General features: G+C 42.9%; 5 protein-coding genes. 3 read left to right on the forward strand and 2 right to left on the reverse strand.

Annotated elements, in window-relative coordinates; genetic code table 11:
* Positions 1-25 precede the first annotated feature (25 nt).
* The 3 genes from AC570I_RS16385 to AC570I_RS16395 all read left to right on the forward strand — a co-directional run bounded on the left by AC570I_RS16385 (position 26) and on the right by AC570I_RS16395 (position 10,945).
* Positions 26-9,148: an RHS repeat-associated core domain-containing protein gene (locus AC570I_RS16385; protein ID WP_497406326.1), complete on the forward strand. Its 9,123-nt coding sequence runs from the start codon at positions 26-28 to the stop codon at positions 9,146-9,148.
* Positions 9,148-9,801, forward strand: coding sequence for a hypothetical protein (locus AC570I_RS16390; protein ID WP_497406327.1), 654 nt, complete (start codon positions 9,148-9,150; stop codon positions 9,799-9,801). Before AC570I_RS16385 ends, AC570I_RS16390 begins: the two co-directional genes overlap by 1 nt.
* A 577-nt stretch (positions 9,802-10,378) precedes the next feature.
* Positions 10,379-10,945: an RHS repeat-associated core domain-containing protein gene (locus AC570I_RS16395; RefSeq protein ID WP_497406328.1), complete on the forward strand. Its 567-nt coding sequence runs from the start codon at positions 10,379-10,381 to the stop codon at positions 10,943-10,945.
* A 327-nt stretch (positions 10,946-11,272) separates the two neighbouring features.
* Here AC570I_RS16395 and AC570I_RS16400 read toward each other — a convergent pair whose 3' ends face one another.
* Positions 11,273-12,076, reverse strand: coding sequence for an IS3 family transposase (locus tag AC570I_RS16400; protein ID WP_497406329.1), 804 nt, complete (start codon positions 12,074-12,076; stop codon positions 11,273-11,275).
* A gap of 20 nt (positions 12,077-12,096) precedes the next feature.
* The gene (locus AC570I_RS16405) at positions 12,097-12,363 is read right to left on the reverse strand and encodes a transposase (protein WP_497406330.1); all 267 of its coding nucleotides are present in this window, start codon (positions 12,361-12,363) and stop codon (positions 12,097-12,099) included.
* Positions 12,364-12,452: the final 89 nt, after the last annotated feature.

The following is a 12,452-nucleotide window of genomic DNA, read 5'->3' on the forward strand; positions in this document are numbered from 1 at the left end:
CGGTAAAAATATAAATATCAAGGATATGTTAAGAACGCTCCGTGTACTCTTATTCATTTTAACTCTATCAATTGGATTTCAGCAGTCTGCTAATGCAGCTGTGGAACCTTATGAAAACTTCGTGAAAGGCAGAATAAAAGTGGGGGATTCCCTCTTGGTAAAAGACGAGAAGTTTAAAAATCCAGCGTTTAACTGGAATGAAATTTCAAATATTTCTGTAAAAAATGCCGTCAGTCTGCAAGTGATCGATGAACAGGTAATCAGTCAATCGTTTAGCTGTAAGGTCACTTTCAAGGTTGCATATTTTACCAGCCCCGGGCAAATAGAGCCTACGCTCATTGATTCAGCCTCACTTCAGGTAAATTATGATAAAACCTCGGGAGCTACCTACAAGGGAAGGGATATTTTCAGCTTTTCCAACGGCTATTATGTAAAGGTATATATTACTGCAATTTCAAGTCCGGAGTACGGAAGTAATCTTCCACCGGTACTACAGCTCACCAGTCATATCGATATCGACCGGACCTACATCTTTAAACCTTATCTTTTTCTCGGATTAAATGGCGAGACCAATTTAGCAGGAAATAGTGGTGTACGTCGTGTAACCGGTGGTACCCGCATCAATAACAATCAGCAGCTGGCACTCAGCTGGTCGGCAGTTTTAGGTGCCCAGGAATATGACATTGAATGGGTAAGTGCCGATAACGGAACCAAAAATGGCTTGATAGCTAAAGCTTTGGCAGAAGGTACAGGGGGTTACAACGATGCTGCTATAGCAGCGATGTTCAGGAACAACGCCACCAGGATTACTACCCACAAACAAACCGATACCATTTCATTGATATATAATGCCGCCTACATAGTGGTACGCATCAGGCAGGTGAGTTATACTCCTGATGGTTTGAGAGATGAGGGGAGCTGGTCCTATCTGAAAGAAGATGGCGCAACTTACGCAGCATGGGAGCTCTCGTGGCACGAACCCAACCTTAACTGGGAATATTCAGCAAGTTATGCTGAGGAGGGAAAAAAGAAAGAAGTGATTAGTTACTTTGACGGCTCACTCCGTGCCCGCCAATCGGTTACCCGCAACAGCAGTGATGATGTGGCAATAGTACAGGAAAACGTGTACGACCAGTTTGGACGAGCCACTGCCAGCATTCTGCCCGCGCCGGTACGCGAAAGTAACGGAAGCAGCTATCTTCATTATTTTCCGGCCTTTAACAAAGATCCACAGGGTAATCCCTACAGTCTGAATAATATTAATCTTACCGGTTGCGAGGCTTTGCCTGCTGCATTGGGAACCAGTTCGGGTGCGTCCCGGTACTACTCATCCGCTTTTTTGCAGGATGCTTTGGGTCAGTCGAGGGCATTTAACCAATATATACCCAATGCCAATGGGTTTCCCCTTTCGGTAACAGAATACACCAGCGACAATACCGGGAGAATTAAATTACAGGGTGGGGTGGGCCAGATATTCCAGCCCGGACAGCCAGAACAACATACGACCCGTTATTATTATGGTAAGCCCCAGCAGGAAGAACTCGATAAGCTGTTCGGAAACGATGTCGGCTACGCAGAACATTACTTGAAAAATATGGTGGTTGATCCTAACGGGCAGATCAGTATTAGTTATCTGAATGCAGGTGGAAAAACGATAGCCACAGCCTTAACAGGAAGTACACCTCAAAACCTAAGTACGTTAGCCAATAAGCCTGAGGAGAAAAAAGTCAGGTTGAATATATTAAAACCTGAACAGTTTACCTTCGATGCCAGTACACTCAGTTTAACTGCCACCACTACTTATATGGCTTCGGTTACTGATAATGCTACGCTGAGTTTCGATCTGCAAAAAATTATCCATACTTATTCGGGCGGGCCATTCCATCCCTGCAGCAGCTGTTATTATGAAATAACCATTACTGTGCATAATGATTGCGATACTACAGCCCTGTACCGGTCGCCCGTTCCTGTAAAAATTGGTATTGAAGGGGAAGAATGTGATTACACCAGTCAGTTGCCCGACAGTCTGAACATTGCTTTCAGCAGAATAGGAGAGTACTATATCAAATTTAATTTTGCCCTGAGTAAAAGGGTTATCGATCAGTTTACGGATCGTTTTGTTAACAACGGGCAAAATGCCTCTGTTATTAAAAGAAAAGCCGATTTTGTAATTGAACAGCTTTTGAAAAACAGGCTTTCAGATTGTTTTTCAGATTGCGCAACTGCAAAAACCCGCCTGGGTACCGAGGAAGCTTTTACTGCCATGTTTAAAGCCGAATTGTTAAAGCTCAACGATCAGGTTGATATCGGCACAACTTATAATCAGACCATACACAGTACCTATGAAAAATTAAAAGATAGCGTTCAATATGTAATGGATCACTGTACCCAGCTATCGCCCTGCGCCACTATCCGGAATGCGATGCTGGCCGATGTATCGCCTGGCGGCCAGTATGCTATGACCGATAGCATCGGAAACCTGATCGAACCGGGCATCAATGTCATCAGTCTTAATTATCATATCAATGCCTTTTTACAGCGCAATACCGCTGACCCTATATATCAAAATTCGCTGATAACCCGTGCAGATGGTACTGTGGGCTCTCCTTATGATGCAGATTTCAGTATTACCGATCTGTTATTGTACTGGAAACCGGAATGGGCCGAAGAATTCCTCCAATCCCATCCGGAGAAATGTAAACTCGATTTCTGCGAGTCCCAGTCGGTAAGTAAAGCATGGGATATAAAAATGAAGGAGACGGCCACGTGGGAAAGCGTAGGTTACAATGAAAACAATGCAGCAAACTGGCTCACGGCAAATGATCCGTTTTTTACCGGTTCGGGAAGTGAATACGCACCTGCCATGAATAGCCAACTCGGAAATTATAGCGGTAACGTTTTGCAGCATTCGGAGCTCAATGCTAAATCGCTGATCAGTTATATTGACTACCAGCTATATTGTTCAGATTCGGACGCCACAACAAATCTTTACACCCCTCAACCGAACGGATGGGATTATTGTTTTCCATCTCCTTCCTGCAGGGTTCGCAATCGGGAATGGGCATCTTATATTTCAAAATATCTGGATCTAAAAAACAAATACTACCAGGAACTTTACTCGAAGACTGCTTGTGCCGGCAACACTTGTCCGATAGGCCAATCCGTAAATGCGACACCTGGTGTAACAGGTAATGCAAATAATTGTGTGACACAATCACTGGATGCACAGTTTTCACAAGTCGCCTATGGCCAATACAGGAAGGTGGATTATGTTTCTAATACACGTATTAGCTACTATTATGCTTCCGGAGCAATTGGTAATCCACCAAATGCAAATTCTTATTGTGCCGCAAATACTGTAAGTATGCGCTACCGCACATGTGTGGATGTGGTACTTGCTGGTAATACAACCAGATTCAACAATGTTTGGGAAATTATTTGTAAAGAACCGGTTCCGGCAAGTTGTAGCTCAGAACTCCCGATTTATGCAGAGGGTAGCACTGGTCTTAATCAATATTATGCATATTCTTATCCATACCGATATGATTATACTATCGTAGAAGGTTATTCGGCAAATACTCAGCCTCCCATGTCTTGTCCTAATTTCGGGGAGGTTCCGCAATTCTGGGGTTGTGTAACCATATACCTTAACGGCCTAGAGCAACATTATTCCAATGTTTGGGTAAATGTTTGCCTGACCAATCTTTATACCAATCCTGGAGGCGGAGGAAATCCATGCGACGTGCCGGTATATACTTTAACGAATGCCGTAGAATATAATGTGAACCAGAACGAGGTTCAACCTTGTGAAGAAACCATGCAATTGCAGGCTGCAAAAAGTGAAAATGACGTAACTGTCGCAGACTATAACAGCAAAACCATTTTTTCTATAAGTACAGAAGAAGTTGAACCTGCAACAGTTTCCAAAGCTGCTGCGCGGACAGCTAAAACAGAACGCCAGCGTTTTGGTGATTATGTTTTAAAACCATATTTTGTTGTAAAAGATACTAAACACAGTTACCGCATTTACAGGAATGTTTATGTGGCAGAATATATCCCGCAGAAAAATTCGGTTAAGGATAAGCTGATCAAAAAACGTGATAGTTTGCAAGCCCTCGCTTCCAGTTATAGCACTTCTGCTGTGGCTTCAAAAAGTAATAACTTATCCGGCGATAGTATTCCTTTAGCATCGAAATATTCGGCGAGAACTGCGTCTGCTATGCGTACCCAACCTGTTATTTCCTGTGAATCAGATTATGTAGTTGATCGTATCGATAATTTTACCTACTCCGTGTCAATGGCATCTGGTTTTTCATGTGCTCAAGATGCCACAGCTAATATTTGGGTGAGCCCCGATGACTACTCAGTGCCTTACGTTTATGCGACTGTCGTTATTCCGGCAGGTTACTATGCTGTAATTGTTAATTCTCCGTACCTCGATAATAATGCCTTCTTGTTTGCGTGTGGTACAACCAATTGTACGCCACCTGTCGATCCACCTGTTGATCCAGGAACTCCATCAGCTAACTGCAGTACACTATACGCAGGGAAAACAAGTCATTTTGACCCGGTAGTTACCCAAACTAATACTAATCCCTATCAGGCCGAAGCCGAGCAGCAGCAAGCCCTTATCAACCAGGTAGCAACAGCAAGCCAGTATCTTTCGGAAACGTGGATGGAAAGGTTAAAGAAGGGCCTTGATTCTTTAGGGGTTGATGAGACTACCCGAAGCATGTTAAGGGCAAACCTGATTGCCTTAAGCAGCAAAGCTGCCGATACACAACACCCCTTTGGTGCAAGTACGCTGGCTCCCGATCAACCTTCAATTGGTATAAACGGAAATCAGGTCAGGAGTTTTGCTGATATTATCCGTTTTTCAGTCCCGGTTAGTCATTTCGATAACCTTATCAACCCCTGGTTGCTTGATGCGCCTTATCCGTATGAGCCGCTTCAGCAATCAACAGCGCTGGTAATTTCCAATGTGAGTGAGGTCCTGCGGATTAAAATTGAATCGTTGCGAAGCTCGGCTGATAATCAGGTATTTTACAACAACCTGAAAGCTACCTATGGCGCTGCCATGGACATGTCGTGGGACGACTTCCAGGTGTTGATTAAGGGTACTACTACCTGCCGTTACCTGCTCGACAAAGACATTAAACTGCCAGTGTTTATGCAGGATGGTACCAAAGGCTGTATTACCTATACTGAGTACATAACGGCGATGCAGGAGCTTAACGCAGCTTTTTACGGCAATATTCAAAGCAGCTGGAGCAATTACCAGACTATTGTAACCAATTTTCTTAACCACAGGTTTGGTTTTTCGCTCACCTTTGATGACTATGCTGCTTTCGCAACAAGACAGGGTACTCTTTGTAATGTAACGCCGTATGATACTGTTGCTGAAGACCCATACTTCTGTGTTAAAGAAGCCATCCAGGCAGCTTATGGCCTGGGCAGCAGGACTTATGATACCTATATTGCAGAAGAACGTCGTAAATTTACGGACTCGTACATTGCCACCTGTGCGTCGGCCAGTGCAAATGTATCCCTTAATGCCAGACAGCAAACTTATCACTACACGCTGTATTATTATGATCTGGCGGGTAACCTGGTTCGTACCGTTCCGCCAGATGGGGTAAGCCCGATCGAAAATGAGGAGGCCCTGGCAGCAGTAAAACGTAACCGTGCGTTCAAAAGCTCCGAATGCGATAATGCCCCCAATAAGCCCGAATCAGATCAGAATACCGCACTCCAGAACCTGAGTAATATTTTCCAAAAAAGCAGTAATAATGCAGTTGAAATGTGGCTGTACTCGGGGCTTGATGGTAGCAAACAATTTGTTGCGGCCACACCAGATATGAAGTATATGCTTCAGGCCTGTGTGAATGGTAACCTGGTTAATGTAGATATTTTTACATTGCACCAAACCGCTACCGATAATGTGAGCATTACCCTTAGCAACCACGTTACGGCCGATGTTAACGGATTACTTCCGTTGTCGCAATGGACCCATGTGGTGGTTCAGGGTGCCGACCTTTCACACGGTGCTTTACAAATATGGGTAAACGGAAAGCAGTTTACTCCGGTTGCTGGAGCACCAACTGCAGGTTGTGGATGGGCCATTTCCAGCAATCCGATTAATATGCCACGAAACTTTACTAACATCAAACACCTCCGTACCTATCACGACAGGCTCATGTCGGCGGGCGAAATTGTCACCAATGCCGGGAGCCCATGTTTTGCTGCGGTGAATGAAGATGCTATTGCCTGGTTTCGCTTCAACCTGCCAATAGCCGGTAGCCCTACACTCCTGGCCGAAAACAGTACACAGGAAACACAGTACACAGGCATGTACCCTGCGCATGTACTTACTACCACTTACGCCTACAATGCCACCAATCAGGTGTTGCAACAGCAAACACCCGATGCTGGTAAAAGTAGCTTCTGGTACGATTACCTGAGCCGCCTGGTGTTTTCTCAAAATGCAAAACAGCAACCAAATAATGATTATAGCTATACCATTTACGATAACCTGGGCAGGATTAGCGAAGTAGGCCAAAAAAATATTACCAGCAGCAGCTATCGGCCTGCCGTACCCTATTTAGACGATGCTACTTATCGTGCTATATTGCAATATCAGGCAGCTAACGACCAGCAGATTACCCAAACTTACTATGATGAGAACCCGCCGGGTTATGCGGGCATTAATTATTCATTGCAACAGGATAACCTGCGTAAACGCGTATCGGCCAGTGTGTACCGCAACAGCCGTAGCGATGCCGGCATTAATGCCAGTTATTACAGCTATGATATTGGGGGCAATGTAAAGCGCCTCTATCAGCAGGTAGCCGGACTGGGATTAAAAACCCTCGATTATGAATATGATCTTGTAAGTGGCAAGGTGAACCTGCTGGCCTACCAGCATGGCGCCGCCGATCAGTTTTACTATCAGTATTTTTATGATGCAGAAAACCGGTTGCTGGAAGCGTGGACAAGCACGCAGGCCAATATCAAAAACTATGGTTTTGGCAGCGAGCTGAACAACAGCTACAAAAGGCTTGATGCCAGTTACCGCTATTACCTGCACGGTCCGCTGGCCCGGATGGAGCTGGGCCGGATGGGCGAAAAAGTACAGGGAGTAGATTATGCCTATACCCTGCAGGGCTGGCTCAAGGGCGTAAACGGAACCTCGTTAAACGATCCTGCGAAGGATATGGGACATGATGGTTCCGAAATCGGGCGTGATGCACTGGCTTATAGCCTCGGTTACTACAATGGGGATTATACTCCTATTATGGGTACACCGGCAGCTTTTGACCATGTTTTTGAAGGTACTAACGGACAGTGGGGCAGCCAGCTGTTTAATGGAAACATCAGCAACAGTACCTATGCCATTTCCGGGTTAAACGATGGTGCAACTTTTGGCTACAGTTATGGATACGATCAGCTGAACCGCATTACGAGTTTCAGGCAGCATGGCCAGCTGGGTAACGGTACCTGGTACCCGGGCAGCGCAACCAATAAATACCAGGAAGATTTTAGTTACGATGGCAACGGAAATATCCTCTCGCTGCAGCGGAACAATGGCAATGGCAACCTGATGGATAACCTGAGCTATGTTTACGAACGTAATGCAGGCCGGTTAAAAACCAACAGGCTTATGCAGGTAAGTGATGCACAGGGGGGCAGTGCAGGTGATTATGACCTGCCTTCCGGACAAATATCGGGCAACTACAGTTATGATAACATCGGCAATATGACCGGCGACAACCAGAGTGGTATTCATGCCATTAACTGGTCTGTTTACGGAAAAATCCTTTCCATCAATAAAGGTAGCAAGGGAATCATCAGTTACAGCTACGACCCATCAGGAAACCGTGTAAGCAAAAATTTTGTAAATGGTGAGACCAATACTTCCAAAACAGAATGGTACGTTCGTGATGCGCAAGGCAATAACCTCGCTGTTTACGACAATGCCAACGGCACTTCGAACTGGAAGGAACAAACACTTTATGGCAGCAGCCGTTTGGGAATGTGGACACCTAATGTTAACTTAGCCTCAGGCAACGGTACCGGTAACTGGAATACCTGGGGCCTGAAGTTCTTTGAGCTAACTAACCACCTGGGTAATGTAATGAGCACCATTACCGATATAAGGGTTAACGATGGTGGAACCTACAAGCCTGCCATAAGCAGTGCAAGCGACTATTATGCTTTTGGCGGACAGATGCCGGGTAGAAGCCTGAGTGCTGGCTACCGTTATGGTTTTAACGGCAAGGAAAATGATAATGAGGTGAAAGGAGCGGGTAACCAGCAGGATTATGGCATGCGGATCTATGACCCGAGGATTGCGAAGTTCTTGAGTGTGGACCCATTGGCAAAAGATTACTCTTTTTACACTCCGTATCAGTTTGCAGGGAATACTCCTATTCAAGCTATAGATCTAGATGGCGCCGAACCGATGTATGTTTTGGATTATAAAAGTAATCCGACTGATTACACAACAAAGGAAAAGAGAGATGGTGGAAAAGCTGCCTTGGTTCAAGTGTTGACAGCCTCCGATGTGAACGATGCTGCTGTATTAGTAACTTGGTTAACAAGAGGTGGGAATGCGATCAATGTTGATGGACAAAAAGCAACTAATTGGGATAAAGGATTTGCGATAGGTGGTGCAGTGATCCCATTTGTCAGCGGTAGCAGTTTGGTTAAGTTAGCCAAGCAGTTCCGCGTCGCTCCGCAAGCAATCTCAAAAGTTGTCAAGTTTGCAGGATTTGGTGGCGATATAATAGCAAGAAATGATAAGATTACCACTGTATTAGGAAGATTCGTTGGAGCAATAGATGGACTTAAGGAAAGTGGTGTTTTTAGAGAACATGGTCTGAGATTTTTAGATGTGCCTAATAAGATTGCCGAAAAAAGCATGGATTTTTTTAAAGAGTTTAATATTCCGTTTTTGGAAAAAGCTATTGAAAAAGGCCAAGATCTCAGGTTTGTTTCAGATCCTACCAATGCGAAAGCAATTTTTCTAAATGGCAAAGATGGAGCCTTAACGACTTTTGGTAAAGAAGTAGAGTTTTTAAAAAGCGAAGGATATGAAATTAAAAAAGGAACTACAAAAATAGATCTCTCAATAAAACCGAAAAAATAATGAAACAACTGTTTGTTGAGGAATATTATAGACTCTTAGACTTATATAAGGGAAATACTTTTTCCGAAATGAATCTACTTTACCATAAACTCAAAGATATCAAGTCCTTAATACCTGTTTCCATTGTAAGACTGAATAGAGGCGAACATGTACTTATGTGTAATGACTTGACGGATTTTTATTTATGGATTAAATTGGATTTTCCTAAGATGGAAAACTATCTGGAGCAGGAGGGTACCCCAACCGTCTTCCGAAATGAACTTTCAAAGTTCGAAGAAACTTCAATTACACCTTTTGAACTAGTGGGAAAAAACTTTGGCAGAATTAAGAAGATAACAATATGGGGCCAAAAACAAAACCTAAAACAAAATTATCAGAAAGTTGAAGAAGTTATTTTTGAAAGTGGTATACTAACCTTTTGCTTGTCCGATAATGCCTTTATGCAAGCATGGGCGCCTAGGATATTGTTGGATAGCGATTATTCATTACAAATAAAGGGATCAACAAAGGTAGTTATTGCGTTGCCAAAGAAAAAAATCATTGAATTTAACATAAGGGAAGACCTCCAAGCGGAAGTTTTTATTAATAAGGAGTTTGAGTCAACTATTGATTGTAGTTCTGTTTTTGCAACAGCAATTGAGATCAGAAAGTAAATTAAATACACTCAACTGGACTAATGGAAAAGAAAAAGGGAGCTATCTAGTTTAATGCCTGAACAGCGGTATCAGGAAATTTCCTACAACTAAAAACCGGTAATGTTACAGATTTACTGATGGCCTCTCTATGGTACTTTAGAAGAGGTTTGGAATTCCAATTGGGTATTAAATAATACAAATTTAAGGTGGGCGGTTGTCCACCTTTTCTATTTCAGATGAAATTACGGATGCTAAATGCTGGTTTTTTCATGTAGTGTTACAGAATTACTGGTGGGATAAAATGGATGGTGTTTTCTGATTAAAATTGCAAGGAGAAATTATAATTAAGTGGCAAGAAAGCTAATTATTTGTTGCCTCAAATGGGATAGTGGATTGATCGAAAGCACTAAAGAATTTTGAGCATTTTGCTTAGGCATAACGGTCTTCAGCCTTCCAACCCTCAGCCTTCTATCTCCACCCCAGCCGTTTGGGAATATAAACACCTAATGTTAACTTAGCTTCTGGCAACGGTACCGGTAACTGGAATACCTGGGGCCTGAAGTTCTTTGAGCTAACTAACCACCTGGGTAATGTAATGAGCACCATTACAGATATAAGGGTTAACGATGGTGGAACCTACAAACCTGCCATAAGCAGTGCAAGCGACTACTATGCCTTTGGCGGGCAGATGGACGGCCGGAATTATGTGTTAAGCGGAGCTACAGGTTACCGTTATGGTTTTAACGGACAAGAGAAAGACAACGATATCAAGGGAGTTGATAATGCCTATGAATTCAAATATAGAATGTATGATAGTAGGTTAGGTAAATTCTTTAGTGTTGACCCTTTATACAAATCTTACCCATGGAATTCAAGCTACGCTTTTGCAGAAAATAGACCTATTGATGGAATAGACTTAGAAGGAAAAGAGTGGAAGGCTAAGACGGGTAATAATGGTCAGACAAATGTATCCGTTAATGTTGACTTTAGCCTAAGTGGGGGCTTGAAATTATCTGAAGAAAAAATCAATGATTATAAATCTGCAATTAGTTCAGAACTAAATAGAGTACTCCGAAACTCATCTGGAGGAAAAGTTACAGGGGAAGTTACTTTTGAGGGAGGAGATCAAAATAAAGTCGGGCGAGTAATTCCTAGTATTTAGCTTGCAATTAAAAATCACGGTAAAAATGCTAAGTATATTATTTCTGCTCAAACCTCAGATCAAAGTATTGGAGTTAATTTAAATAAAAAAGATGGAACACTAATGACTCCAGCGGAGTTAGCTTTGATCTTTACATCAGCTTGTAGTAATGATTCAAGAAATTCTTTTCAAGATTCTTGTTCAAAATCTTTTGAAAATAATCAAAGCATTTATTCTAATGTTGATAAGATGCCTATGTGTAACCCTCCCGGATTTCGAACCGATCTGTTGACGAGAATTCAAATTTATAATATCTGTTCAAATTAATCCAACTTTTTTCAAGTTGGATTAATTTGAACACGCCGCCGGCATGGCTTTATATTCCATGGGCGTTTTACCATTTAGCGCTTCATGCGGTCTGCAATAGTTGTAGTCATGCATCCATTCTTCGGCCAGTACCTGTACTTGCATGGTGTCCTCGAATAAATAGGCATCCAAAATATTTTCCCGGAAGGTTCGATTGAACCTCTCGATATAACCATTCTCCATCGGCCTACTCGGCTGTATGTATTGAATCTCAATATCTTTTCCCGCACACCAGTCCCGAAATTCTTTACTGATAAATTCTGGCCCATTATCTGTCCTAATACGCTTAGGTTTCCCTTGTTCCCTGGTAATTCTTTCCAATAATCTGGTTACCGTAGTTGCGGGCATACTATGGGCAATTTCCACCGCAATGGCCTCTCGGTTATAATCATCTATAACATTAAATGTAATAAACTTTCGCTTGTTGGTTAATACATCACTCATAAAATCCAGGGACCAGGTTACTCCTGGCCCTTCAGGCTGCAACAATGGTTGTTTTACACGCCCGGGAATTTGCTTACGAATTTTCCTGCGGCGGTTCATGCCCAATAACAGATAAACGCGGCGTACCCGTTTATAATTCCATATCAAGCCTTCCCTACGGATACGGCTATAATACAAATCCTGCCCTTCAGTTGGACGCTTTTCCGCGAGTTCCCGAAGCTTCAGAATCGTTGCGTTGTCATCCTTGATTTTCTTATAATAATACATGGACTTAGGCAGGCAAATTACCTTGCAAGCCCTGCAAATGCTTGTATGATGTTGAGCAATCACATAAGCAGCCATATCCTTTCGCTGGCAGGGCTTTAGAACTTTTTTGACAAGACATCCTTAAGGATTTTATTGTCCAAGGCGAGTTCAGCATACATATGTTTTAATCTCCGGTTTTCCTCCTCAAGCTCCTTGAGCCGACGAAGCTCCTGATTATCCATCCCTGAATATTTCTTCTTCCAGTTGTAGAAGGTGGCCTGGTGTACCCCAAGGCTACGGCAGATATCAGCTGCTGTTTTACCTGCTTCATGTTCTTTGATTGCTGCTACGATCTGAGCTTCACTGATTTTTGACTTTTTCATCTTACTGTTTTAAAGTTACGAATTTTCGCCTCTTAAACAGTCCGATATTTAGGAAGGGTTACACATTAAATAATACAAACGGCTTAAAT

It is taken from the genome of Pedobacter sp. A2324 (assembly GCF_059693705.1).

Coding starts and splice junctions, on each gene's coding strand:
- AC570I_RS16385 (WP_497406326.1), top strand. CDS start 26: ATGTTAAGAACGCTCCGTGTACTCTTATTCATTTTAACTCTATCAATT.
- AC570I_RS16390 (WP_497406327.1), top strand. CDS start 9,148: ATGAAACAACTGTTTGTTGAGGAATATTATAGACTCTTAGACTTATAT.
- AC570I_RS16395 (WP_497406328.1), top strand. CDS start 10,379: ATGAGCACCATTACAGATATAAGGGTTAACGATGGTGGAACCTACAAA.
- AC570I_RS16400 (WP_497406329.1), bottom strand. CDS start 12,076: ATGGCTGCTTATGTGATTGCTCAACATCATACAAGCATTTGCAGGGCT.
- AC570I_RS16405 (WP_497406330.1), bottom strand. CDS start 12,363: ATGAAAAAGTCAAAAATCAGTGAAGCTCAGATCGTAGCAGCAATCAAA.